At 62.8% G+C, this 25,224-nt stretch carries 24 protein-coding genes and 1 tRNA gene; 9 read left to right on the forward strand and 16 right to left on the reverse strand.

Features of this window, described 5'->3' with window-relative positions; genetic code table 11:
• Positions 1–12: 12 nt before the first annotated feature.
• The 3 genes from K6I40_RS24945 to K6I40_RS24955 all read right to left on the reverse strand — a co-directional run bounded on the left by K6I40_RS24945 (position 13) and on the right by K6I40_RS24955 (position 4,173).
• Complete coding sequence (locus K6I40_RS24945; RefSeq protein WP_222917925.1) at positions 13–1,494, reverse strand: oligosaccharide flippase family protein; 1,482 nt, start codon at positions 1,492–1,494, stop codon at positions 13–15.
• A 100-nt stretch (positions 1,495–1,594) separates the two neighbouring features.
• The gene (locus K6I40_RS24950) at positions 1,595–3,010 is read right to left on the reverse strand and encodes a sulfatase-like hydrolase/transferase (protein WP_222917927.1); all 1,416 of its coding nucleotides are present in this window, start codon (positions 3,008–3,010) and stop codon (positions 1,595–1,597) included.
• Between the two features lie 152 nt (positions 3,011–3,162).
• On the reverse strand, positions 3,163–4,173 hold the full coding sequence (locus K6I40_RS24955; RefSeq protein ID WP_222917929.1) for a polysaccharide pyruvyl transferase family protein: 1,011 nt from the start codon (positions 4,171–4,173) through the stop codon (positions 3,163–3,165).
• Between the two features lie 282 nt (positions 4,174–4,455).
• Between K6I40_RS24955 and K6I40_RS24960 the strand changes: the two genes are divergently transcribed.
• Positions 4,456–4,530 (forward strand) — tRNA-Met (locus K6I40_RS24960).
• A 736-nt stretch (positions 4,531–5,266) separates the two neighbouring features.
• On the opposite strand, the gene K6I40_RS28745 is transcribed toward K6I40_RS24960, so the two are convergent.
• From K6I40_RS28745 to K6I40_RS24990, 7 genes are all read right to left on the reverse strand, one after another.
• The gene (locus tag K6I40_RS28745) at positions 5,267–5,842 is read right to left on the reverse strand and encodes an alkaline phosphatase family protein (RefSeq protein ID WP_255681859.1); all 576 of its coding nucleotides are present in this window, start codon (positions 5,840–5,842) and stop codon (positions 5,267–5,269) included.
• Positions 5,761–6,183 (reverse strand): alkaline phosphatase family protein, encoded by a 423-nt coding sequence (locus K6I40_RS28750; RefSeq protein WP_255681860.1) that lies wholly within the window; start codon positions 6,181–6,183, stop codon positions 5,761–5,763. The genes K6I40_RS28745 and K6I40_RS28750 overlap by 82 nt, the downstream gene beginning before the upstream one ends.
• Entirely contained in the window at positions 6,180–7,289 is a 1,110-nt protein-coding gene (locus K6I40_RS24970) for a sulfatase-like hydrolase/transferase (protein WP_222917931.1), read from the reverse strand. Before K6I40_RS24970 ends, K6I40_RS28750 begins: the two co-directional genes overlap by 4 nt.
• Positions 7,290–7,350: 61 nt before the next feature.
• Complete coding sequence (locus K6I40_RS24975) at positions 7,351–8,853, reverse strand: sulfatase-like hydrolase/transferase (protein ID WP_222917933.1); 1,503 nt, start codon at positions 8,851–8,853, stop codon at positions 7,351–7,353.
• A complete protein-coding gene (locus K6I40_RS24980; RefSeq protein WP_222917935.1) occupies positions 8,850–9,944 on the reverse strand; it encodes a glycosyltransferase in 1,095 nt (364 codons plus the stop codon). Before K6I40_RS24980 ends, K6I40_RS24975 begins: the two co-directional genes overlap by 4 nt.
• Positions 9,941–11,137 (reverse strand): glycosyltransferase, encoded by a 1,197-nt coding sequence (locus K6I40_RS24985; RefSeq protein ID WP_222917937.1) that lies wholly within the window; start codon positions 11,135–11,137, stop codon positions 9,941–9,943. The genes K6I40_RS24980 and K6I40_RS24985 overlap by 4 nt, the downstream gene beginning before the upstream one ends.
• Positions 11,134–12,297, reverse strand: coding sequence for a glycosyltransferase (locus K6I40_RS24990; RefSeq protein ID WP_222917939.1), 1,164 nt, complete (start codon positions 12,295–12,297; stop codon positions 11,134–11,136). Before K6I40_RS24990 ends, K6I40_RS24985 begins: the two co-directional genes overlap by 4 nt.
• Before the next feature lie 704 nt (positions 12,298–13,001).
• On the opposite strand from K6I40_RS24990, the gene K6I40_RS24995 reads away from it, so the two are divergent.
• Together K6I40_RS24995 and ribB are read left to right on the forward strand one after the other, a co-directional pair.
• Positions 13,002–13,709 (forward strand): CTP-dependent riboflavin kinase, encoded by a 708-nt coding sequence (locus K6I40_RS24995; protein WP_222917941.1) that lies wholly within the window; start codon positions 13,002–13,004, stop codon positions 13,707–13,709.
• Positions 13,706–14,428 (forward strand): 3,4-dihydroxy-2-butanone-4-phosphate synthase, encoded by a 723-nt coding sequence (gene ribB / locus K6I40_RS25000; RefSeq protein WP_222917943.1) that lies wholly within the window; start codon positions 13,706–13,708, stop codon positions 14,426–14,428. The genes K6I40_RS24995 and ribB overlap by 4 nt, the downstream gene beginning before the upstream one ends.
• Positions 14,429–14,606: 178 nt before the next feature.
• Here ribB and K6I40_RS25005 read toward each other — a convergent pair whose 3' ends face one another.
• Together K6I40_RS25005 and K6I40_RS25010 are read right to left on the reverse strand one after the other, a co-directional pair.
• Positions 14,607–15,713, reverse strand: coding sequence for a site-specific integrase (locus K6I40_RS25005; RefSeq protein ID WP_222917945.1), 1,107 nt, complete (start codon positions 15,711–15,713; stop codon positions 14,607–14,609).
• Positions 15,714–15,715: 2 nt separating this feature from the next.
• Positions 15,716–16,204 (reverse strand): hypothetical protein, encoded by a 489-nt coding sequence (locus tag K6I40_RS25010; RefSeq protein WP_222917953.1) that lies wholly within the window; start codon positions 16,202–16,204, stop codon positions 15,716–15,718.
• Positions 16,205–16,392: 188 nt separating this feature from the next.
• On the opposite strand from K6I40_RS25010, the gene K6I40_RS25015 reads away from it, so the two are divergent.
• Positions 16,393–17,331, forward strand: coding sequence for a branched-chain amino acid transaminase (locus tag K6I40_RS25015; RefSeq protein ID WP_222917955.1), 939 nt, complete (start codon positions 16,393–16,395; stop codon positions 17,329–17,331).
• A 133-nt stretch (positions 17,332–17,464) separates the two neighbouring features.
• Here K6I40_RS25015 and K6I40_RS25020 read toward each other — a convergent pair whose 3' ends face one another.
• Positions 17,465–18,181: a DUF502 domain-containing protein gene (locus tag K6I40_RS25020; protein WP_222917959.1), complete on the reverse strand. Its 717-nt coding sequence runs from the start codon at positions 18,179–18,181 to the stop codon at positions 17,465–17,467.
• Between the two features lie 213 nt (positions 18,182–18,394).
• On the opposite strand from K6I40_RS25020, the gene K6I40_RS25025 reads away from it, so the two are divergent.
• Positions 18,395–19,768: an MFS transporter gene (locus K6I40_RS25025; protein ID WP_222917961.1), complete on the forward strand. Its 1,374-nt coding sequence runs from the start codon at positions 18,395–18,397 to the stop codon at positions 19,766–19,768.
• 26 nt (positions 19,769–19,794) lie between these two features.
• On the opposite strand, the gene K6I40_RS25030 is transcribed toward K6I40_RS25025, so the two are convergent.
• A complete protein-coding gene (locus K6I40_RS25030) occupies positions 19,795–21,324 on the reverse strand; it encodes a stage II sporulation protein M (RefSeq protein WP_222917964.1) in 1,530 nt (509 codons plus the stop codon).
• Between the two features lie 95 nt (positions 21,325–21,419).
• On the opposite strand from K6I40_RS25030, the gene K6I40_RS25035 reads away from it, so the two are divergent.
• Positions 21,420–22,613: a rhodanese-like domain-containing protein gene (locus K6I40_RS25035; protein ID WP_222917974.1), complete on the forward strand. Its 1,194-nt coding sequence runs from the start codon at positions 21,420–21,422 to the stop codon at positions 22,611–22,613.
• A gap of 1 nt (position 22,614) precedes the next feature.
• Here K6I40_RS25035 and K6I40_RS25040 read toward each other — a convergent pair whose 3' ends face one another.
• Positions 22,615–22,938 carry a nuclear transport factor 2 family protein gene (locus K6I40_RS25040; RefSeq protein ID WP_222917976.1) on the reverse strand — a complete coding sequence of 108 codons (324 nt, stop codon included), beginning with the start codon at positions 22,936–22,938 and terminating at the stop codon, positions 22,615–22,617.
• Positions 22,939–23,100: 162 nt separating this feature from the next.
• Between K6I40_RS25040 and K6I40_RS25045 the strand changes: the two genes are divergently transcribed.
• Both K6I40_RS25045 and K6I40_RS25050 read left to right on the forward strand, forming a co-directional pair.
• On the forward strand, positions 23,101–23,379 hold the full coding sequence (locus tag K6I40_RS25045) for a hypothetical protein (RefSeq protein WP_222917978.1): 279 nt from the start codon (positions 23,101–23,103) through the stop codon (positions 23,377–23,379).
• 90 nt (positions 23,380–23,469) lie between these two features.
• On the forward strand, positions 23,470–23,979 hold the full coding sequence (locus K6I40_RS25050) for a DUF367 family protein (RefSeq protein WP_222917980.1): 510 nt from the start codon (positions 23,470–23,472) through the stop codon (positions 23,977–23,979).
• Between the two features lie 18 nt (positions 23,980–23,997).
• On the opposite strand, the gene K6I40_RS25055 is transcribed toward K6I40_RS25050, so the two are convergent.
• Complete coding sequence (locus K6I40_RS25055; RefSeq protein WP_255681861.1) at positions 23,998–24,927, reverse strand: hypothetical protein; 930 nt, start codon at positions 24,925–24,927, stop codon at positions 23,998–24,000.
• Positions 24,928–25,018: 91 nt separating this feature from the next.
• Between K6I40_RS25055 and K6I40_RS25060 the strand changes: the two genes are divergently transcribed.
• A complete protein-coding gene (locus tag K6I40_RS25060) occupies positions 25,019–25,168 on the forward strand; it encodes a 50S ribosomal protein L40e (protein WP_222917982.1) in 150 nt (49 codons plus the stop codon).
• Positions 25,169–25,224 lie beyond the last annotated feature (56 nt).

A 25,224-nucleotide genomic window follows, 5' to 3' on the forward strand; every position in this document is an offset into this window, starting at 1 on the left:
CCCGGCCCACGGTTAGTCCATTACACCGTGCTCCGACCACGATCTTGGAAGCCACCGCTCGAGTCGCGACCCCCGGAGAATGCCGACGATCGTAACGCGGAGTTTTTTGCTGATCGCTAGTAGCACTGTCCCGTAGACCGCCGCGCCCAGCGCGACGATCGCGAGGAGGTGATACCACTGGTCGACGGTGGCGGCGCGCTCTACGGGGACGATCACGGCGAACATCACGAGGCCGGCCACGAACTGTTCGCCGAGCGTCCGAGGAAACAGGATGACCGAGGAGAGCTGCCGTTTGATGACGACGGCCGAGAGGGCGTACCGGAGCGTCTCGGCGACGGCCGTCGCGATCACGACGCCGATCGCACCGTAGGCGAGCGTCAGCGCGACGCCGAGGACGATGTTGAGGGCGAGCGTCACGGCTGAAATCCGGGTGTTGATGTCCGGCCGGTCGATTCCGTAGAGCACGCTCGTGAGCACGCCGGCTTGGGTCTTCGCGATCTGGTAGGCCGCGAGTCCAATGAGGAGCGCTGCGGCCGCGGCGTACTCGGCTCCGAAGAGCGTTACGACGAGTCGTTCCGGCATCGCGACGGCACCGAAGAACATCGGGATCGCAATGATGCTCGTAAAGGAGAGCGTGTTCGAGATGTCGGCTCCAAGCGTCTCGCCCTCGCTGTGACGGTGGCTCACGCGGGCCATCAGCCCGCTCGAGGCGGCCATCGTCACGAACGTCGCCGGCACCGTGAGCTTGAGCGCGACCTCGTAGTGGCCGGCGGCCGCGGGCGCGAGCAGGTAGCCGAGTAGGATGATGTCGAACCGATCGTAGGCCTGCCCGAGAAACGAGTTCGGAATGCTGTATTTAGCGTACGACCAGAGGCTCGTAACGGTCTCCCGGGCCGGTGCGACCGGCCGCGTCCGGATGAAATACCAAAGGACTGGGACCGTCAGGAACGTCGCGGCGGCGAGTCCGTACGCCATTCCCGCAGCGCCGAACCCGAGCATGATCAGGCCTAGCTGGAACGGGAAGGTGAGAAGCGATCGGAGCGTATCGGTCCACATCGAAGCCCCGACGCGGCCGCGCGCTTGCACGATCAGATCCAGCGGTTCGAAGAGCGTGACCGCGAACAGCAAGAGGACGAACAGTACCGGTGCCTCGGGGAGCCCCGTATAGGAAACGAGCCAGCTCGAGGTGACGACGGCGACTGCGACGGCCAGTGCCGTCCATACCACCGTGAACAGGCCCTGGCTGCCGATCAGCTCTCCCGACGGGGCGTCGGCCTCCGAATACCGCTTTTTCACCGCCGTTCCCCATCCGTTGACCGCCCGATCGGCGATCTTCACCAGCGAAAAGAGGAGATAGTAGCCGCCGAACCCGGTCGGCCCGAGCATCCGTGCGAAGACGATCGTTCCGAGAAACCCGATCGCGGCCATTGCGAACTTCGCGGTCGTCGCCTTGATCGTCTCGCCGCCGAGACTGACCGATGTCGCGTCACTCATCGCTGCTGGAGACTCGTTCGCAGTCGCTCATTCGGTCGCACTGACAACGGCCGGGCAGAGCCATTGCCGACTCGGTCGGTCGCTCGCATCGGAACCACGGTCACAGATACCCCAGCTCCTCGAGCTGGGATTCGAGGCCGGAGAGGTCCGCCTCCGAGAGGCCCTCTCGCCGCTCGAGATCGCCGACCTGCCGATCGAGTTCTGACTCGAGGGCAGCTGGGTCGCAGTCGCCGATCGTCCGGGTCTCGGTCAGGTCTTCGAAGTAGTAACAGTCGGCCGTCGCGAGCCCGTGGCGTTCGGTGTCGACCGGCGCGACCTCGTAGCCGTCTTCCTCGAGCGAGAGCCGCCGCCGTCTGGAGATGCCGTGGAACTCTGAAAGCGCGTTCGACCGCAGTTCGAGTTCGGGTGCAGCGGGGTTGCTCGAGAGCAGCGGTCGGAACGACTCGCCCCGACGGCGGTTCGATTCGATTCCGGCGAGGTCGAGCAGCGTCGCGTAGACGTCGAGGTGGTTCACGAGAGCGTCCCGCGTCGCTCGCTCCCCGTTCGCGTCGGGCGTCCGATGGTCGGCACGCGGCCCGGGTGCGGAGACGACGAGCGGGACCCTCATCACGGGCGGATAGAGCCCGCTGCCGTGTTCCCATGCATCGTACTCGCCGAGGGCTTCGCCGTGGTCGGCGAGCGTGACGATATAGTCGAAGTCGGTGGCGAGTTCCCGGTAGATGTCCCGGTATATGTCCGACAGATACTGGACGGCGTCGTCGTACGCGGTCGTGATCCGCTCTGGATCGTGTGGCGGCTCCTCGAGCGTAGCCTTCACGCCGTCGAAATGGGGCGGGTCCTCGTCCGGATAGGTGCGGTACTCGTCGGGCGGGTCGTAGGGTCGGTGGGCCTCCATGAGATTCGCAAAGAGGAACTCCCGATTTCGGCCCCACGATCGGTCGCGAACGTACGCCAGTAATTCCGCCGCGCCGTCGTCGCGGTGGCGTCCCTTGAACCCCATGTCTCGGAGCTTCATCAGGGCCCCCTGTTTCAGCGATTGGGTCGTATCGCAGTCGCCGTCGACGCAGTGCCAGAGCGCTCTGAGGTAGCGTTCCGGGCCGTCGGACTGGTGTTCGGCGATGAACTCGTCCCAGTCGAAGACGTTCTCGCCGAGGCCGCGGAGCCGCCAGCCGCCGTCGAACTCGTCGAATCCGTGGTGCCAGCCCAGCCGTTCCGAGATGTTGACGTTACAGCTGAACGCCCGCGTCCGATAGCCCTGATCTTGGAGCAGTTTAGGGAGGCGAGTCGTGTGTCGGTCGAAGTCCTGCGATTTGATCGTCACGCCGGCCTCGCTCGCGTAGCGACCGGTGAACAGCGAGGCGTGGGCCGGGGCCGTCCAGTGGCTCGTGCTCCACGCGTTCGTGAACTGCACGCCTGGCAGCCAGTCGAAGTGCTCGTTGAAGGAATCTGCTCGAAGCGTATCGAGCACGACGAGGGCGATAGATGGCTCGTCTCCCATGGTCGCGTGTCCGCTCATCCTACCATACCCCCACAAAGAACCTGTCCCTGGCAATCGAACCGAATGCGACACCAGTAGTCGCCGTCGAATGCGGGCCCCAGTCGCTGGCTTCAGCCCCGCCTCTCCACCAGACGGCGACTGTCGGATTCCGGTCGCAGTTCCGGTCACGCTCACAGGACCGTCGCGATCCCCTCTTCGAGCGCCTCGACCTGTGCGTCCTTCTCGCGCTCGAGTTCGTCCATATCGAACCGGACCGGCTCGCTCGTGACGTCTCCCTCGATCGGGACCCGATCGAAGAGGTTCGCTCGCGGCGTGTCGAAGTAGAACTGCGCCCTGTTGCCGTAGGTCAGGGCTGGGAGACAGGCGTGGATCCGATCGGACCGCACCACGTCCGCGTTGGCGTAGAGGAAGAGGTAATCGGTCACGAGATCGGAGACAAACACGTTTTCGGCCTCGAACAGCGGCGTCTCGAGGCCGACCAGTTCCCTCGCTCGCTCACCGACCGGGAAGTGGTACGGTTCGTCGAAGGGGGCGTGATCTGGTCGGATGATCGTCGATGCGCCGTCGATGTCGGGCTCCTCCTGTTTGTCAAACGTGTGGACGTCGAAGGGCTGATTCGCCTCGGGCGGTTGGTGCCGGTCGCCCAGGAACAGCGAACAGTCGATGCCGTCGTACAGGTACTCGACGAGGTCGCCGTACTCCTCGTAGGCGGTTCGATCCCGCGTGAGCAGGACGTCGATATCGAGCGCGTCGAAGACAGCTTCGACGTATTTCCGTTCGTCCTCGTCGTACTCTTCACCGCCCCCGCCGATGACGACGATTGGAATGTCTCGCTCCCTGAGCTGCCGAAGCGTGTCGTAGTACTTCCGGAACGTCGGTCTCGAGAGCACGCAGCCCGGAAGGACGGCTAGGTCGGCGTCGATCAGTTCGCTGATATTCACCGTGTTCCGTCGAATCGGGTGCGTCGGGGACTCGTAGTCGGATCGATCGTACCCCGTCATCCGCGCGAGCTTCCGGGTACCGCCCCACAGCGCCGCGGTGTCTGCTGCGTGGTTGGGATAGCCGCCCGTTTCAACGATCTCCGCGTCGGGGAATGCCCGCTCGAGCATTGCTCTCGCCCCATAGTCGATGAAGCCGTTCCCGATGTTCGTCGTCCACGTCCGCAAAAGCAGGATTCGCATTGCGGTCCTCTCCACCGGAACGGGACATAATTATACGGTGGCTACAATCCGCAAGTGACCAGTTCGACATCGGAATGTCAGTTTACAGACGACGCTCGCGGGTCGAACCGCGGTACATAGACTGTCGCCTGAAACCGTTTCTGAGAGGGTATCGGAGACCGATTCGCACGGTAATACACCACTGACGTATCCATAGCGGATCTCACGGGAAGTGATCACCTGTCTTTCAGAAACGGCAAGAGAATACCAACCCTTAATCGTGGCCAGCAGAGAGAGACAGACAGCGGGATGGGATAGCCAGGAGATTCCGGCGGGCTCATAACCCGCAGATCGGTAGTTCAAATCTACCTCCCGCTACTTCTCGACGCGAACAACAACGAGGAACAGAGTCGTTCGAAACGGCTTCGTCGTTTCGTGACTGAGCGAATCAAAGATTCGCGAGGTCGTCGGCGCGTTGCGCCGACTGCAAGCGATTCCTCCGGAATCGCCCTGTCCGCGAAACCGGTGGTTTCGCTTGATGACGAAAGATGCTCCGCATCTTTCGAACCATGACGAGTGACGTGAGCGTCAAAAGTAGTTCAGAGTAGATTTGAAGTAGACAACGAGGGAGCGAAGCGACCGACGTTGGCGTGGTTCAAATCTCCCTCCCGCTATTTCTCGAGGCGAACACTACCTCTGCTATCGTCCAGAAACTCCGGACTCGAGGTGATAACTCTCTGAACTCGGATAATCAGAGGTTTGAACGCGACTACCGTCTGCAAACGGCGGAGACAGCTGCTGTACACACGTGAGAATAGAGAGACGAAGCGGTACCGGAGAAACGGTGACGATGAGCGGCCTGCTATCGTGGCGACAGGGAATGGCCACGCCCTCCCCAGCCGATTCACTCACTCGCGACACTCGTTCGCTTATCCCTCGCACGGTATCGTCAGCTGTCCTCACTGTCGTTCGGCCAGCCGACAGCGCGCGCCACCGCATGTCGGTTGGTCAGGCGGAGTAACACATCGACCACAGATACGGAGTCTGTAATTCGTCGAGGACAGTCCGACGAATCACGATACTGACTGACAGCCGAGAGGGTCGGTGCTAGCGGTCAGTCGAGATAGCCGAGTTCGCGCAGGCGGTCGGTCGGCATATCGATCCCCTCGTCGGTACCGGACGCGCCCGTGCCGGACTCCGCCGCGCGTTCCTCCGCCCACCGCCGCACGTCGTAGACCGATTTCGGATAGGTATCTGCCGTGGAACTCGCGTACGCGCGCCAGGAGTGACTCGCCGGTTTCTCGCCCGCGTCGGGCGGATAGAATGCGGCGCGCATGCCGTGATCGCTGACGACGAGGAGTTCGTCGTCCTCACCGAGGGCGGCGACGATTTCATCGACGAACCCGCCGACGCGGTCGTAGGCGCGGCCCAATGCGTCCTCGTCGTCGGCGTAGGCATGGCCCGCCGCATCCAACGTGTGGACGTGGACCCCGGCGATCGAGACCGGGTGTTTGAGCATCTCGCGGGCCCAGCCAAACTGCTGGGCACAGAGGCCGAACAGTTCGCGCTCGAACTCGCTTCGGGACATCCCCTCCGCCACGGCATTCATCAGGTCCCAGGCGCGCTGGAGTGGCCGGCCATCGTGGACGCCCGGCCAGTTGTGGACGACCGCGTCGTCGGCGTCGAACATCGACTCGCGGTCCGTCTCGCCGATGCGCTCGCGCGTGCCGGTCCGTGACCGAACGAGTTGCCGAGCGTCCCCCGAGTCGACTCGTCGAGGCGACCAGTGACCGTCGAGGCAAGGTCGAGCGCCGGATTCGCCCACTCGCTAGTCCCGCCGCCGGTGATCCCATGTTCGGCCGGCTCGAGCCCGGTCGCGACGGTCGCCCAGACCTCTGGCGTGTACGGAACGTCCTGCGTGTTCGCGAAGGTCTCGATCTCGCCGCCCGACTCGAGGCGGACGGCGTCGAGGTCGAAGTGGTCGACCAGTCCGGCATCGAGCGCGTCGAGCGCCAGTACGACAACCGTCATGCGTATCCCAGGTCCTCCAGATCTTCCTGCAGTGCGTCTTCCTTGACGACGTAGGCGGGATCGAACCGCTCGAATTCCCGCTCGAGGCTGGGGTCGTCCACCGGTTCGGTATCCTCGAGTCGATATGTTCCCTCGCCAGTCGTGATGTGATCGGCTGACATCGCGGCCTTTCGGTCCCCGTAGGCGGCGAAGGCGATTTCGCGATCGAGCGTGCCGACGCCGTGTTCGGAGCCGGTCAGGATTGTCGGAACGTCGACCAGCGAGACGACCTCGCCGAGATCGGGGGCGTTCCGCGTGCCGAACGGGACGTTCAGGAGTTCCGGGCGCATCTCGCCAGGATGGCCCCACAGCCCGTCCTCACCGAGCAGTTCACCGTGGTCGCCACAGAAGACGATGCGCGTCCCGTCCGGGATCGCGTCCCAGAGGGTCTCGAGACGGGCATCGAGGTCGACGACTTCCTGTCGGTAGAGCTCTCGGACGGCGGTCTCGTCCTCGTCGGATCCGCGGCCTGAGAGCACGCGGCGGGTGAGCCGCTGTGCTGTCGCCCGGTCGATATCCGCGCCGTCCGGATCGTACGGATGGTGGGGTTCCATGAAGTGCAGCCAGCCGAACCACTCCTCGCGGCCGTCGATCTCGGCCAGGAACTGATCGACGACGGCGTCCGCGGGCCGGAACGACTTCTCGGTCTCCTCAACGTAGCTCCGGAGCTGCTGGTATCGGTTGTAGCCCCAACTGGCGATCTTGTAGGGGAGCGATCCCCGCTCGAGCAAGATTGCACCCTTGTCCTTCAGCGACTCGCCGCCGCCTTTCGGCGACGTGAACGAGTCGAAGCCGGCCGCGTAGCCGTACTCCTGGGAGAGCAGATGATTTGTCGTGATCCCGACGCAGGGGGCGTCGAACTCGTGGGCGACGCTCGCCGCCGACTCAAGTCCGTTCCCGGCCGGATACTCCCCGCCGATAATCGCCGGGAAGCTGCCGGGTGTCGCGGTGCTCGTGGCGAAGGCGGCATCGTGGGTGTTGTCCAGAAAGTCCAGAGTTCGGGGCATGTACTGGACGTGATCGGTCCTGAGTGAATCGACCGTGACTAGCAGGGTAGTATCCGTCATGGGTTCGTGTTCACCGTCCGAAGCGGACTCGTACTCACAGGTCTCCGCGATCCTCTCGTGCTCATAGATAGCCCAAATCCTCCAGTCGCGCGCGGCTCGCCGCGTCTACCTCTTCGCCGAACGCCTGCTCGTCGTGTTCGTCATCAGTGACCCAGTCGCCGAAGGTGGACTCGAAGAGGCCGTCCGGGACCGTCTCGTCGGGGCGCTCGACCTGCTTCGACGGCGGCCCGGAGACGTCGTACACCGCCTCGGTGCCGAGTTGGTCACGGTAGTACTTCCGATCGTCCCGGTAGACGACTCGCTGGCCCCGGTCCCAGTACGATTCGTCGCCGCCCTCCGGGATGCCGGAGCCGGAGCCGACGATCTCGGCTCGAGCGCGCTCGCGCTCGAAGGCGAACGGATCGAAGGGGTCCTCGCTCGCGAGCGACCGGATCACGCCCCCGAGATCGGCGTGGGAACTGAGCCCATCCACGTCGACGGGACGGGCAGTGGTGTCGTCGGATGCGCTCCGCTCGCCGGACCCGGTACGGGTATCAGTGCCGTCAACCGCGAGATCGATGTCGCGATCACCAGTCGTGATGACGTCGAACGGGACGTGTAACAGCCCCTCGGAGAGGCTGCTCATGTGATTCATGAGATAGCCGTCGGACTCGTAGCCGAGATTCTCGCCGTGGTCGGCCGTCACGATCAGAATCGATTCGCGGTCGTCACTGGTCGCCAGTGCAGTCACGAGGTCCGCGACGACCTGATCAAGGTAGTCGATCGTCGCCGCGTACAGCTGGCGAACGCGCTCGACATCGGCGGCGTATTCGCCGAGGCCGTCCGCGACGTTCACGTCCGAATCACGGAACGAACTCGAGTGGAAGTCGGCGGAAACGCCGTGAATCGAGTCGTCTAACCCGCGAAACGGCGTATGCGGGCCGTGGGCGTCCATGAGATTGGCGAAGGCGATCACCGGGCCGTCGGGCTCAGTGACCTCCCGCTCGAGGGCTCGAGCGATCGAACGACCGCCGAAATCGGTCGGCTTCTCGATCGGCAGCTTCCGGCTCACGTCGTCCAGTTTGAGGAGGACGCCGTTGCACAGCGACCGCAGCGGATGGTCGTGTGCGAGGGCCTGCCGGACGAAATCAGCGTAGGCTTCCATGCCGTCGGTCGATCGATCGGAAATGTGTCGCTGGACGTCCATCCCCGCGGGGAGCCTGCGACTCGGCGAGATGGGAACCGTTCGATCGAAGAAACGATCGAACCCGAAGACGGGGCTGGCGTAGATATTCGACGTGACACAGACAGACTCGTACCCCTGCCGCTCGAGGGGTGCGATCCAGGTGTTCTCGGCGTCGATCGGGTCGAACCGACGCTGGTGTGCGTGGACGCCCGTTTCCGACGGAACCGAACCCGTCAGGAGTCCGGCGTGGCTCGGGACGCTCCAGCCGCCGAGCGCCCGCATCCCCTCGAAGCGGACGGTCGCCATCTCTCGGAGGCGGGTTGCATACCGGTCGTAGACGTCTTTCCTGACGGTGTCCAGACAGAGGACGACGACGTTCGGGCGGGCGTCTCCGGTCATGTGAATTGTGCGAGTGCGGCGCTGAATCGTTCTCCCTGGTTCGTTTCGGTCAGGTCAGTGACGAGGATCCGCTGGTCGCTCGCGATGGACTGCCGCTCCGCGGGCGACAGGTCGGCGAACGCCACTAGCCCGTCGAACAGGCCCGCCTCGGTCGGCGCGACGACTTGTCGAGACGGCAGTAGCTCCCGGACGCCGGTCGCCTCGGTGACGACCGTTGGCGTTCCCGAGAGGATTCCTTCGAGCGCTGCGACGGGAAACGCATCGCCCCGCGACGACTGGACGTAGACGCTTGCGCGGTCGAACCAGTCAGCGAACCCGTCCAGATCGACGAAGCCGGGTGTGACGACGCGGGGCAATGCCGCATACGGCTGCTCGTCGTGGCCGTCCCCAAGGATAACCAATTGAACGTCGGCATCGACGGTCCCGGCGAACCGCCCGACCGCTCGAGCCAGCCGATCGTAGCCGTTCGCGGGTTTGGCTTCGCCCGCCGAGAGGATCGTAAACGGGTCCGCGGGCGAACTTGGGGAGAGCGACACGAGCCGCTCGTACTTCTCGTCGGCGATCGGCGGCCGGACGTACGCGACCGGGACATCGCCGATGTAGGGTCGCGCCCAGCGGGAGACGTCTCGGCCGACCGCGATCACGCCGTCGAGTAGTCGGTTCGAGAGCGGCCTGAGTCCGTGCCAGAGGTATCGCGTCGGCCGCTCGGAGAGCGTATAGAAGGTCTCGTCCGCGGCGAGGTAGACGAGGGTCGTTCCCGGATGGCGCAATTTGTACGCGAGTCCGGTCTGGAGCGGCGCGCTCCCCTCCGCGATGACCGTCTCGTACGCGGGCAGCGTCCCTGCGGTCCGAAGCCGATCGACGGTCCGGTCGGTGTTGCCGCCCGGTTCGGGCGGTCGAGTGCCGGTTTCGAAGTGGCGGCGGTCGGCGCTCACGGCATCGGCGAAGACCCGGTGAGCGGGGTGTGCGTCACTGTTCTGATAGAGCAGACACCGATCGCTCGTCGCCGCTCGCCGCGGACGCGACATCTTGGTTTCCGTCCGAATTGTCGAGTCACTGTCCTGGTCGCGGGCAGTCGTGCTCGCCGTCACTGATCGAGCACCCCCTCGGCACGCTGCTGTCCGAATCCTCGAGCGTCGTCCGCGCGGTCCGTTTCTCGGTCCCGTTCCGGTGGAGCGTCGACGGCCGCCGTCTCGGCGACAACCTCACGTAGTCCCGCCGCGAAGCGATCGTACTCGTAGCGCCGGGCTTCCTCGCGGATCTCGCCGGCGTCGAAGTCATCGGGATCGAACCGCCGAACCGTCTCGCGGATCGACGCGACGGTTGGCTCGAAGCACAGCCCGGTCCGTCCCTCCCGGACCTGGTACCGGGTGAACCCCTCGTTGACGCCGAGCAGGGGCTTGCCGGCCATCATGGCCTCGGCTCCGACGAGGCCGAAGTCCTCCTGTTTTGGCGCGTAGACGACCGCGGTCGCTCGCGCGACGAGCGACTCGATGTCCTCGACGTAGCCCCGCACCTCGATGTTGTCGTAGTTCGACGCGAACTCCTCGAGTCGCTCGCGCTGTTTCCCGTCGCCGGCGATCACGAGGCGCTCGTCGAGTCCGGCGAAGGCTTTCGCGATCATGTCAATCCGCTTTTCGGGGGCGAGCCGGGACCACGTGACGAAGTAGCCCTCATCGCCGTCGTTGCGCCAGTCGCCGGTCACCGGTGGATAGACGACGGTCGCGTCGCGGTCGTAGAACCGCCGAATGCGGTCCCGAACCAGTTCGCTGTTCGCGACGAAGCGGTCGACGTAGTCGTTCGCCTCCTTGTCCAGCGCCCGCCACGCCTTCGCGTACGCCTTGAGTCCGATCTCGACGAACGGCAATTCGAACGACGAGAGCCGGTCTCGATAGAGGTCGTAGAGCCATCGTGGCGGGCTGTGGGGATAGTGAACGATCCGCTGGTCGACTTCGGGGACGTAGTACTTCGACAGCGGCGCGCTCTCGAGGACCACGTCGTACTCCGCGAGGTCCGGGTGGGCGTCGGTCAGGTCCAGCGCCACGTTCAGTGTCTCGAGAGGGTTCATGCCCTCGTTTTTCCACTCGAGGAAGGGCCGCCACGGCAGCGAGGTGTATTTGGCCTGCTGGAACGGGATCACGTCGACGTCGTCCGGGATCTCCGTGCCCACCGCGACGTAAGTCGTGTAGATCGGTGCGTCGAGCACCCGGGCGGCCTCGATGGCGAACTCCTCACCGCCGCCGATGCCGGGGAAGCGGTCGTGGAGGATCGCCACGTCGGTCACTGTAACACCTCCCGGAGCTCTCGGTCGGGCGACCAGGTGCCGTCGTGGGTCTCCTCGTCCCCGTTGGCGCGAGCGCGGACGAGCGAGACGCTCGCGCGAAACAGCGAGATCTGGCTGTCGAACAGCGAGTACAGCGGTTGGAGCGGGCCGAGGGCATCGCGGGAGCCGAGCGCCGTGAACGTGAGGACGCCGGCGGGAGTCGCTAGTCCGAACGGCCCGAGGACGGCCAGCGAGCCGACCGTTGCCACGGCGATCCCAGTCGCGACGAGCCACGGCGAGACCACCATGAACCACCAGTTAAAGGGCAGGACGACGCGACCGTAGGCCCCATGTCGGCCGAGCGCGTCGCGCTGTCGCCACAGGAGTCGGAGCAGCCCCATCGCGCGCCGGTCCTTCTGCTCGCGGCGCTTGCCGAACTCGGAGTGAGCCGCTTCCTTGTAGTGAATGTCCGGATCGAAGATGACTCGCCCCCCGTTGCGGCGTATTTTGAGGGCGAGTTCGCTGTCGTCGGCGATCGAGTCCTCGTCTATCGGGACGATCGCGTCGCGCTCGAACGCCGAGAACGGCCCGTGGAAGATCAGCGTCGAGTCGATATGTGACTCCAAGACTTGAATCATCGTCTGGATGTCGCGGTAGCCTCGCTCAACCTCGCTGTCCCCGATGACTTCGGCGTTGCGTCCGGTCACCGCCGCGACGGACGGATCGTCGAGATTCGCGGCGGCCTTCCGGATAGCGTCCGGTGCGATCCGGGAGTCGCAGTCGGTCTTGATGACGACCTCGTTCGCCGCGGCGGCGTAGGCCTCGTTCAGCGCGGGTGCCAACCCCCGCCGCTCGTCCTCGCGGATGAGCGTTAACTTCGGTTCCTGCCGGCCGGCGAAGAAGGCCTCGACCAGATCAGCCGTCCCGTCGTCGCTCGAGTCGACCACAACGATCTCAACCCGATCCATCGGATAGTCCAGTTCGACGAGTTCCTCGAGTTTCGACTCGACGATCGCCGCCTCGTTGTAGGTCGGCAAGACGATGCTCACCGACGGCTCTCGGGGCCACGTCTCGGCGGGTGTTCCCGACGGCCGCCTGAGATAGTAGACGCCGAGGTAGATCAGATACGGGAGACCGGTCAGCGCAACTAAACCAAACAGTGCCTCGAGGAGACGCTTCATACGAGTACGCCTCAACGCTCAACGGTCCGCTGCAAAGCCCGTCGGCTTGCATTGTGCAAGAGGTTATGACCATTATCCCACCCGTATTGAAAGACCAATAGCTCGCTTCAGAGGCGGACCAATCGGATGAACGGTCGTCGAACGGATTCTAGAATACCGTTCGTTGGGTCATTCTCACGTCGGACTGGCCGTGCCCATGGCGCGCTAGGCCGTGAGCTACTGGCGAACCGCGGCCCGAATATGTGCGAGGTCGTCGCGAGTCGACGAGCGACTGCTTGGAAGACGAAATGCATCTTCCACTGGTTGATACTGTCGGACAGAAGTCACTGCAGAGTCGATCGCGAAAGATCGTCCGTCGACTGTGGAGACGGACGAATTCAGCGATCGATAGTCAACTAGTTCTGTCCGACAGTATGAGCAAGCGCTGCATGGGGTGAACGGAGTGAACGCCTCGATAGCGAGCGAGTCGATTGGAGAGAGCGTGGCAATTCATTGTGCCAGTCGAGCGGAACGTGTGATCGATCTGCATCCTCTCGAAGCACGATCACCCAACCGGAGCTGAAGCTGCATCTATCTGATCGGTGGCTTTTTCCACCTACTCATCTACCTCCGAGTACGCGATAAACGTTCGTGAACCTCGTCACAGTTTCGTGACGCATGCCACATTCGGTATGCTTTTACCAGCTTAGAGAATAGGTGCGTGTATGTCAGTGATAGCTGAGTCCGCCGTCGGGCACGACGAACTCGCCGTGCTCAAACTCCTCGCACTCGAGGGCGGGCTCGAGGGCGACGTCAAAATCTCCTGTTCTCACCTCGCGGAACGGCTCGACGCATCGAACCAGACCGCCTCTCGGCGGCTCCAGCGCCTCGAGAGTGCCGACTTGCTCGATCGCGATACGGTCAGCGACGGCCAGTGGGTCAAGATTACGGAGACCGGCGAGCGAACGCTCCACGCCGAGTACGAGGACTACCGTCGCATCTTCGAGACGGACTCGCAGGTCGAACTCGAGGGCACCGTCACTAGCGGGATGGGCGAGGGTCGCCACTACATCTCCCTGTCGGGCTACAAGCACCAGTTCGAGGAACGGCTCGGCTACGAGCCGTTCCCCGGCACGCTGAACGTCGACCTCCGCGAGGACAGCGTCCGCCGGCGCAGCGCCATGGCCTCGCTCGAGCCCGTCCCCATCGACGGCTGGGAATCGGACGAACGGACCTACGGCCCCGCCGTCTGTTACCCCGCGACGATCGAGACGACCGAGGGCGACATCTACGAGAACGCCTACACTATCGCCCCCGAACGCACCCACCACGACGACGACCAACTCGAGGTCATTGCCCCCGACAAACTCCGCGAGGAACTCGCCCTCGAGGACGGCGATCACGTCACCGTCTCGGTGGGTGATCGGGAATGACTGGTCATCATGCCGGCCCACAGTCAAACGCCGACGGCAGCGCGGCGGGCTCGAATTCGAAGGCGAACGCGCCGGTGAACTCGTTCGAACACGCCCTCGAGTCGTTGCGCGCGGGTGAGCCGATCCTCGTCCACGACGCGGCCGACCGCGAGGGCGAGACGGACCTGATCTACCACGCCGACGCCGTCACACCCGAGGCCGTCGCCCGACTGCGCAACGACGCCGGCGGACTGGTCTGCGTCGCGCTCGGCCACGACATCGCGGAAGCCTTTGATCTGCCTTTCTACTCGGACGTCGTCGACCACCCCGCGACTGACGACCACGAACTCGGCTACGACGAGCGCTCGTCGTTCTCACTGACGGTCAACCACCGAGACACCTATACCGGAATCACCGACGACGACCGCTCGACGACGATTCGAGCACTGGGGACGGCCGCCGCGGCACCCGAGGCGACCGATTTCGCCGCCGAGTTTCGGGTCCCCGGCCACGTCCACCTGCTCAAGGCCGCACCCGACCTGCTCGCCCAGCGTGAGGGCCACACCGAACTCGGACTCGCCCTTGCCGACGCTGCAGGCCGCTCGCCCGCCGTCGTCGTCTGCGAGATGCTCGACGACAAAACCGGCGAAGCGCTCTCACCGGCCGACGCCCGCGCCTACGCCGATCGGAACGGCTTCGCCTATCTCGAGGGTAGCGAGGTCCTCGAGCGCTGTCGATAATCGTCTGTTTTTCGACGCCGGTCGCGAGCGGACCCACGAATGCGTAGTACAGTCTGGTTCAACATTCTCGATCGTGGGATTCGACGAGATGGACGTCACCACGATATGAATCCTGAGAATTGTTCATATATACTACATATAGAAAGAAACTATCTAATCCACGTATACTGTAGATTCATTATAAAGCTATTTTGAATATTTCGTCCCGGTAATATCGCTCAATATCCTCATAATACGAGTGAGTGTAATGGTCGATAGCGTCCTGTCCATATGACCCGTGACCAGTACCCGTTTTATCTCCCCGCATGTATTTGACTAACTCTTCCGGCGCGTCCTTTCGAACCCGGAACCACGTCGTAAAAAAGTGCCGTCCGAAGTGAGACGTGACCGCTCGGTGCTTCTTCGACTCAGCATACTCAGGATGCCAATACTGCTTCCAGCGGTCGTTCACTATCGTATCATCTATCTTATGTCCTCGAGACTTCGAGAGGAACAGCCACGGCTCTCCAGGATCCGGTCGGGCTAACAAGTATTCTAATAACACCGCCCGAACCTCGTCGTCTAAAGGCAAGGTGCGCGACCTCTTTGACTTGTTCCCCTCTCGGTTGTGCGGGATGTAAACCACGTTCTCACGCCCGTCAAGAGACGGTGACTTGCCCATCTCATCGTAGTGGTCAAGCAGATATGGCTTGTTAATGTGAGTCTCGGACAGCTTGATGTTACACAGCTCCGATGCTCGAAGACCGAGTTTCAGTTGCAGCAGGATGATTGCCCGATCTCGGATGTGCTTGATCTCACGTAGCTTCTCACCTAACTCCTCCTTGCTCAGTCGATACGGCTGCTTCTTTTCGCTCTTCTGAGAGAAATCAATCTTCTCTTTAGCCGCGTCGACTGGGTGATATGTCTTGGCGTGTGGGAACCCTGGCTCGTTCTGGAAATAGTCAAACGCTTTCCCAATGAACAGGAGCTTCTTGTTCACATAGGCCTGGCTATTACCCTTCTCGACCGACCACCGAGCGTACTTCTCAACATGAGAAATCTTCGGACACGCAGGATGGCGATCGATTACCTTACGCATGAACTCCTGCCACTCTCGGATTGGGAACGTGTAGTTGTTTACCGACTGTTCGGTGATGTCTTTTTCCACCACGACTTCATCTATGAATAAATCAAACGGGTTATCATTCACTGCCTCAAACCCATTCTCGAACTCCTGCAATGGATCGGTTTCGTTTCCAAACTGTTGTGCGAACTTCCTCTTTTTGCTCTCAGTAGACTCCTGCATAGTTACTTGATCAATTTCTGAACACGATAGTCCCACATCTCTCGAGCGGCCCCTCTATTAACAGCGGCCATGAGAACGGGATTGTATACATGGGGATAATCGGCGTGGAACGTCAACCAGTCATAAAACTGATAGATCTGATCGTATCGATTATTCCACACGGTTTCCTTCTGAACTTGATCTAACTGGTCGGCCAAGAATGATTCCACATCTGATGGGTTCGCAAGCGCATGGTGACGCCCCCGATTTTCCATGTGTGACTTCCACAATTTCTCAGCACGACCGTACTTGTACTTCCGGGTGGATTCCGCAAGACCATCCTTTTCGTCCGTCATCCACTCCGCCCACACATCACGATCTTCGTACTCCCTGGAGTGCGTTGAAAGATGGTAGAGTTCGGGAACCTCCTCGATGCTCTTGAACACACCGAGATTATCAAGCGGTTCTTTTCGGATTCCCTTTTTCCGGGCACCGCTATTCAACGTAGCCATGCCTATTCGACCTCATTGGTCAGTTGTACCGGTCGTCTTCGATGATTTCTCCCAGTATCTGTTTGGGGAGTATTGTCAAATTGTATAATGATATTATTACTAATATAATGTACTAATTACTAATAAATATTGTGATCAGGTTACGGAAAGGGTTAAGGGTGATTTGGCGAAAGTTGGGAGTATCAGTCATGAGTTTCGATGAAATGGAATCTGTGAATACGATCTGGATGGACGGCGAGTTCGTCGACTGGGACGACGCAGAGATCCACGTGCTCACACACGGCCTCCACTACGGGTCGGGCGTCTTCGAAGGGGCGCGCTGTTACGACACCGAAAACGGGCCAGCGCTCTTCCGCTGGGAGGAACACCTCGATCGTCTCTATCAGTCCGCGAAACCGTACGAGATGGACATCGAGTTCACGAAGGAGGAACTCACCGAGGCGACGAAAGAACTCATTAAGCGCCAGGAACTCCCCTCCTGTTACGTTCGGCCGATCGCCTACTACGGCTACAACTCACTCGGCGTCAGCCCCAAAGACTGTCCCACCCGGACCGCCGTCGCCGTCTGGCCATGGGGTGCCTACCTTGGCGAGGACGCCCTCGAGAACGGCATCGACGTGATGATCTCCTCGTGGCGGAAACACGCCTCGAGCCAGATTCCGACCAACGCCAAGACCACTGGCCTCTACGTCAACAGCATGCTCGCAGGCGAGGAGGCTCGCCGGAACGGCTACGCGGAAGCGATCGTCCTCAACAAGGAGGGCAACGTCGCCGAAGGCCCCGGCGAGAACATCTTCCTCGTTCGCGACGACGAGGTTTACACGCCCGGCCTGTCGGAGTCGATCCTTGACGGCATTACTCGCGACTCCGTGATCCGGATCGCGGAGGAACTGGGCTACACCGTCCACGACAACGTCTCCATCTCGCGCGGCGAACTCAACACCGCCGACGAGCTGTTCTTCACCGGCTCCGCCGCCGAAGTCACGCCCATCCGAAAGGTCGACAACGTCGTCATCGGGAACGGCTCTCGCGGCCCCGTCACCGAGGAAATCCAGCAGCAGTTCTTCGACATCGTCGAACAGGCCCCCGAGGAGTACGACGAGTGGTTCGAATACGTCGACGTGTAAGGGCTATTCTTCGGTAAAACGAGCCTGATCGGTCTCGAAATTCTATTTGACTCTCTCTTGCCTGCTGTTCTTCGAGAAAGTACTTGTCGTGTCTAGGAGCGCGCCTCGAGCATCGCGAGAGAGCAAAATTTCGTTAGTCGTCGTCAGCCTGGTTCGTCTGCTCGGCTCCGTCCCTACCGTCGGTTCTGGCTTCGTCGACCACGTCGATCGAGATGCCGGCATCCATGCCGCGGTGGTTAGCGTCGCCGAAACCGGCGCTCAACACGCGTGTCAGCGCGTCCTCGACGTCCTCGTCGAGTTCGGTGATCCGGTCGGGTTCGACCTCGATGACGTAGCCGGTCGTGATGTTCGGCGAGGTCGGCAAGAAGAGCACCTCGCGGCCGTCGTCGGCCACCTTGCCCGTCTTGAACGCCGTCATTCGGAGCCCTTCCCAGGTCTCGAGTTTGACGGGTTTCTGGAGCGATTCCTGTTCGCCGAAGGCCGTCTCGGCGGCCATCTTCGAGGCATTGTAAACGACGCGAATCACGGGCACGCGGTTCGCGATGTTGTCGACGAGACGTTCGACGAGTCCCCCGACGGTCGTTCGCATGAGATAGCCTACAGAGAACGTCAGAATGATGAAGACGGTCAGGGCGACGATCACACGGAGGAACTGCGCGACCTGCTCGCGGGTTTGGACCGCCTGTTCGCCGTCGCCGGGGATGAACGCCTTGAGCGCGTTTGGATCGAGAATGAGTCCAGGCGTCAGGCCGGCGACGAGGCCGTAGAGCCAATAGATCGCGTAGAGCGTAATGAGGATCGGGACCAGAACGATCAGTCCGCTCGCGAAATCCCGTTTCCACGAAGCCATGTGCCGAAACTCACACTACTGGCTAATGAGCGCTTCCCTTTGTCGTATCCGGCCCCCGAACTCGAGTATTCGGGGACGGCTGTCGGGTGACACCGTCTCGAGTGGGTCATCGAACGGGACGGCCGTCGGTGAACGTCGTTCCGTTCGGAACCAGTCGAGTACGACGCTACCGGTGGACCAAATTTCAAGCCCGTTCGCTGCGCACCGAGACGTATGAGCCTCGAACAGGACCAGCCGGACGAAACGGCTGATCCCCTGGACCCGTTTCGACAGTTCCTCGCGCTCGAGCGGGACGTGCTCGTCCTCTCAGCGGCGATGTTCGCGTTCAGTCTCGGCTTTCAGATGACGAATCGATACATGGCCGAGTACATGTCAGCGCTGGGCGCGTCGGCGGTCGTCATCGGCCTGTTCGGGTCCTTTGGGAATGTTATCAGCGCCGTCTATCCCTATCCCGGCGGGGCGATCTCGGACCGGATTGGGTCGCGATACGCTCTGACCGCGTTCGGCCTCTGCTCGACGGTCGGCTTCGCTATCTGGCTGGTCGCGCCCGCGTTCGCAGACGTTTCGATCGGTCCGGTATCGCTGGCAATCGTCGTGATCTTTCTCGGATTGCTCCTCTCACAGGCCTGGAAATCCTTCGGGCTCGGAGCCACCTTCGCCATCGTCAAACAGGCGGTGTCGCCCTCGCAACTGGCTGCCGGCTTCGCGAGCACCGAGACGTTCCGCCGGACGGCATTTCTCGTTGGCCCCCTGTTCGCCGCGGCGCTGTTCTATCCGTTCGGCTCGAGCGACGGCGAAATCGTCACCGCGTTTCAGCTCATCCTGCTCGTCGCGGTCGTCTTCGGCGCGCTCGGAACGGTCGTCCAGCACGTCCTCTATCGGCCCGAGGACGACGTCGGCAAGGCGTTCGAAGGCGTCTCGCAGTTGCTCGCGGATCTCCGGTCGATGCCGGATGAACTCCGGCCCCTGCTGGTTGGCGATACGTTCGTTCGCTTCGCCAACGGCATGGTCTACGTCTTCTTCGTCATCGTCGTGACTCGCTTTCTCGAGGTGGGGCTCACCCTGTCTCTGCCGGCGGTCGGCACCGTCTCCCTCTCGCCGCAGTCGTACTTCGGGATCTTACTTGGAATCGAGATGCTCGTCGCCCTCCTGACGATGTTGCCCGTCGCCAAGGCCGCCGAACGGGTCGGCCTCAAGCCGGTCGTCACGCTCGGCTTCGCCGTCTATGCGATCTTCCCGATCATGTTGATCAACGCGCCCGCCGATGCGACCGTCCTTGCGGGACTCTTTGCCTTCTCCGGACTGCGATTTGCTGGCCTGCCGGCGCACAAAGCACTGATCGTCGGCCCAGCAGAGACCGGCGCTGGCGGCCGGGTGACGGGGGCGTACTACCTCCTGCGGAACCTGATCGTCATTCCGAGCGCCGCGCTCGGTGGATTGCTGTGGAGCGGTGTCTCGAACCCCGTGACCGGTGGCGAACTGTTCATTGGCGATCCGACGGTTGCCTTCGGTATCGCGACCGCCATCGGGCTGATCGGCACTGCCTACTTCCTATTGTTCGGGAAGGAGTTCGAGGCGTATCAATAGTCGCTCGCGATGCAGTCGTGTGGCGGTCAGAGGAACAGCCGATAATAGTACGGACTCACGAATCCCTCGATGACCGCCGCGATCGCCAGCAGAATACCGAGGCCGACGAGCACCCAGAACGCCCGCTCGAGCGCGTCCGCGAGGGCCGTCCGTCCGACGTGACCCCGCCACGTCCGCCAGGCGGTGACACCGATGGAAATTCCGAGCGCGCTGGCGACGAGGATCGCCGGAATCTCGATGATTCCGTGGGGGACGACGAAGGCGGCGAGCTCCAGCGGATCGACCTCGAGACGAGCAATGATCCCCAGGGCGACGCCGTTGAACAGCAACGAGACGATCGCCGGGATCGCGAGGGCGACGCCGGCATAGGCTGTCGTGAGCGCGACCAGCCAGTTGTTGCCGAACAGTTCGACTGCCATCGCCGGCGGGAGCCAGCCCCCGAGTCGGGCCGCGATCGACGTCTCGAACGACCCAACGAAGGAGCCAGCGGCCGCCCAACCGATCCAGAACCCGAGGATGCCGAGGACGACGACAAGAACGTGTGTTCCCGGTGTCGTCCGAACGAACGACGTCATTTCGGTCCAGCCGCGGCGGAGTCCGGCCCAGAGTTGGCCGCGAAGCGAACGCGCTGGCGAGTCCGGCGGTGTCAGTCGCCCCCGATAGTCACAGTAGACGGCCGTTTTCAACAGATCAAGTGCCGGAAGAAGGACCAACACGGAGAGCAGTGACCCAAGCGCGACGATGTCGACGAGTGAGAGCAGACCAGTGACTGTTGTCAGACCGGCAATCGCCAGGAACGCCACGACGTAGTAGAAGATCGCCTCCACCGGCTGTGCGCGGATGAATCCGCCGGCACTTCGAACTGATCCAAAGACGCCCGCATCGTCGATGACGATCGCGACCGGTGCGAACGCGAACAGCGCCCGAACGACGACGAGGATGACGACCGCTACGAGACCCGCAAGCAGGGCGACCAAAACGGACCCCAGCGTCGACCCGGTCGCGATCGAAACCGCGCCGGCGAACAGTGCGGCCCCGATACCGGCGGTAACGAGCACGATACTCCAACAGAGGAACTCGAGCACGAAGAGCCCGAAAAACCGCAACCAGTAGCGGCGGGCTCCCACGAGTCCGGCCACGAGCCCGCGGTCGTTTCGCAATCGGCCGTAACAGGCCGCGAGTTGTCCTGCGGAGACGGCGGCCGACAGCAGGACAAATAACACGATGCTTCCGACGACCGTCACCGCAGCGAGGGCAAGGAGCGGCGGTGTCAGTATCTGATCGAGGATCGGCTCGAGGCCGCTGGCCCACGCGTCGAACTCCTCGGGATCGGTGGTCGGATCAGTCGGCGGGGGATCCAGTTCGGCCAGTTGGGTTCGAATCGTGTCCAGCCGACCGGTCGTCGCGAGATAGAGGTAGGCGACGCCGATCGCAGTAAACGGGACGACGCGAACGATCGCAGTGATCGCGACGCCGAGGACGTACATCGGCAGGAGGTCGCCCGGGCGGCGGCGAAAGACGGCGACGACGGCGGCGACGAAATCGGAGAGAGCCATACCGAACCCTTCGTGCCCATATCAGTTAAATGAACGCTCTGATCTCGCGCACCGTTCGCTCGAGACTTACGTGGATCGAAGGTGTACGGACGCACATGGTCACCACACTCTCCGCCGATCGGCTCGCGGAACTGCAGGACGAAGACGCGGAGTTCGTCATCCTCGATACCCGCCCCGCCGACAGCTACGACGCCTGGCACATCCCGGAGGCGGTCAATTTCCCCTTCGACCCGGAAGCAGAACTCGACGGTCGCCTCGAGGAACTCCGAGACGTCGTTGGCGACACCGAGCGCGTGATCACCGTCTGTGCGAAAGGGCTCTCGTCGGGAAACCTCGCGACGCGCCTCGAGTCGGCGACCGACGAGTACGACGTGGCGACCGTCGACGGCGGGATGAAGGGCTGGAGCGGCGTCTACGACCACGTTTCGGTCGACGTCGGGGGCGACCTGACGATCGTTCAACTCCAGCGTCGTGCGAAGGGGTGTCTGGGCTACGTCGTCGGCTGTGGGGCCACGGGCGAGGCCGTTATCGTCGATCCGACGGGAGATATCGATGAGTACGCGGTCGCGGCCGAGGAGGCTGGGCTTACGATCACGGGCGTGATCGATACCCACGTCCACGCCGATCACATCTCCGGCAGCCGTGACCTCGCCGATGATCTCGAGGTACCGTACTACCTCGGGGAGCGCGCAAGCGAACGCGACGTCGAGTACGAGTATACGCCGCTCGAGCGCAACGAGGTGCTCGAGGTCGGTGAGCGCGAGATCAAGGCACTGTGTGCTCCGGGCCACACAAGCGAGATGATCAATCTGCTGGTGGATGACCGGGCGCTGTTGACCGCCGACACGGTACACGTCGATTCGACGGGGCGGACAGAACTCGAGTTCGGGGAGAGCGAGGCACGTAGTGCCTCGGAAGACGCGAGCGGTGAAACCGCGAGCCACGACGAGGGCGAGAGGGGTGCGAGAATGCTCTACGAGACGCTCCACCGGACGATTCTGGCTGAGCCGGAGAGCCTCGTCGTGCTGCCTGGTCACGTAACGGTCACCGCCGACGGCGAGTTCGAACACGGCGCGCCCGGCGAGCCGATCCGGACGACCGTCCGCGACGCGCGGCGGGAGATCGACCTGCTCGGACTCGCGGAAGACGAGTTCGTCGAACGCATGGCCGACGCCGGCGAGAAGCCGTCGAACTACGAAGAGATCATCGAGTACAATCGCGGCGTGCGGGAGCTACCGCCAGAGGAACGGGTCGAACTCGAGCTCGGGCCGAACAACTGTTCGGCGTGAGTTACCGCGAATACGTCTCGAGGCGGACGACTTGCCCGTCCTCGATCTCGAAGAAGTCCGCGAATTCGAAGAGAACGGTGGCCTCCTCGATCACGCGGCCACGGACGGCGACGTGACCGCCCTCGGCGATCACTGACTCGAGTTCGTGGCTGGTGTCCAGGTTCGGCCGCTCGTCGCGCATGAACCCGACGAACGCGTTCCGGTCTTCGAACGTTCGATCCGGGCGGTTCTGGACGAACTCAGGAGAGAGGACCGTCTCGAGTGCGTCGTAGTCGTGGTCGTCGATCGCGTCGTAGTATCGCCGGACGAGAGCGGCCGCATCCATACCCGACATTTCGTCGCGACCGACAAAAGCGTGGGACTCTCCCGACGCGGTCGTTGCTCGAGACGCGCGAGCGCGGAGCGCTGCCGTTCGCCCCTTCGAAGCAACGATTAAATACATGTGAGTGGGATAACCAGTCCCGACGGGATATCGGTCGGGAGAGCAATGCTCGACGGACTCGCAAGTGGGATTCACTGGGATCAGATCGGAATCAGCATCTTCGTGTCGGCCGTCCTCATCCGTGACGTCCGCGAGCGCCGCGACTCGTGGGCGGCGGCGCGCTCGACCATCGACGGGCTGATCGGCTGTGCGTTCCTCGCTGCCAACGGTGTGCTCCAGCCGGCCGGGCTCGTCCTGCTTGGTCCCGCCACGCTGCTCTTCAGCAGCAGCCTCGCGATGCACTTGTTGACGCGGGGGTGGCGGTCCGACGGTAGTCCCGGCTGACGAGTTTCGGAACCGGCGACTGGACGGCCCGCTCTGCCCCTCTGGACGCGGTTCCACATCCTTTTCTCTCGGCCGTTCCTATCGCCTCGTGTGGAGTGTCACGTCTACTACGAGGGCGACGACGACCCCGAGAAGTGCACCGCGCGTCGCCTCGAGAAGTTCGACAAGGCGACCCTGTACCGGTCGATGGGGCAGGTGCCCTACGGGGTCGTGCTCAACCCCCACGCCGAGCAAGCGCTCTCGCCGGCCGATCTCGAGGAGGGACTGGGGACACTGGTCGCGCTCGACTGCTCTTGGGAGTCCGCCGAGGAAGCGTCGTTTCAGATGCGCGGGGTCCATCGGGCGCTCCCGTTTCTCGTCGCTGCGAACCCGATCAACTATGGTCGCCCGTTCCGGCTGACCACCGTCGAGGCGCTCGCGGGTGCATGTTGCATTTTCGATGAGCAGGAGCGAGCCGAGGAACTGCTCGAGCCGTTCCGCTGGGGCGAGACCTTCCTGACGCTCAACGAGGAACCGCTCCGGCGGTACAGCGAGTGTGCGGACTCGAGCGAGGTCGTCGCGGTCCAGGAGGACTATCTGGCCGACAAGGAAGACGAGTAACGGGGAAGAACGGATCGTCTACCCGTCTGACACGGCGGTGCGGTGCGCGAGCCACGACTCGTAGCCGGCGTAGCCGAGCATGATGACAGCGAACAGGACGAGGAGCACGACGGGATAGACTGCACGTCCACCGTTCGTCGTCTCCGTCCGGATGACGAGGACGCCGAAGCCGACCGCGATCACAAGGAACCCAGTTCCGATAGTTGCTAGAACGATTCGCATCGGCCGCGTCGTCCCCGGCGTTTTCGGCTCCGCGGTCGGGGTCGCTGCGAGCCCCCGTTCGAGGGCCTGATCGACCGTCTCGATGTGTCGGTCCGGGACCGGGACGAACAGCGTCGAGCCGTAAACCCGGCGGACCACGACGACCCGCCAGCTGGATAGCGGACCCAGTGGCAGTCGCCGAATGCTGATTACGTTCTCGAGGTTCACGATCAATTTGCCGCCGAACTGCGCGTCGTCGCCGAGCGTCAGCCGCCACTCATCGGGCTCGAGGTCGACCGCTGTCGCGAGCGGACTGACGAGAACGAGCGATAGTACGACGACAGCGAACAGCAGGGCCAGTAGTTCGGGCACGATGGCTATCGAAGTCGCGATGATGATCGCGCCGACAACCGTCGCGATGGCCACGCCCCGTTTCGTGAGTTGGGATGTGACTGCGTACTGTGCGAACCACTTCGATCCGTTAGACCCGTACCTCACGAGAGCCCACCAGTAGAGCAGCGACGCTGGCCCACCGACGAGCGCGAATACTAGGGCCACTGCCAGCGCCGACCCGTCGAACACCCCGAGCGCGGCGAGCGTCACGCCGCTCAGCACTCCCAAGAGGCCCAGTCCGCCGCCGATCCCGTACGGTGCGTACGTCGCGATCCGAGAGAGCCAGCTGTTGTGCGGACCGAACGTCCATGCTATCGGATCGGTCGCCATCATCGGGCCGTACGCGTCGCCCACTCCTAAGTGTTCGTTCTACAACGTATCTCGTGAACACATCGCCCGGCAGCCGGACCATAGCGATTAAATGCACCACGGGCAAAGGCGGGGTATGGCCAAATTCGACGCCGCAGAGAAACGGATGCTTGAGAAGATGATCTGTATGCGCTGTAACGCTCGCAACTCCAAGCGAGCCACCCGCTGCCGGAAGTGCGGATACAAAAATCTCCGTCCCAAGGCGAAGGAAGCGCGCGCCGCGTAATCGACTCAACGGATCGCGTCTCGATCCGTCTTCTTTCGGTTGCTACGTTGCAGTGA

This window comes from Natrinema sp. SYSU A 869, from assembly GCF_019879105.1.
Taxonomy (GTDB): Archaea; Halobacteriota; Halobacteria; order Halobacteriales; family Natrialbaceae; genus Natrinema.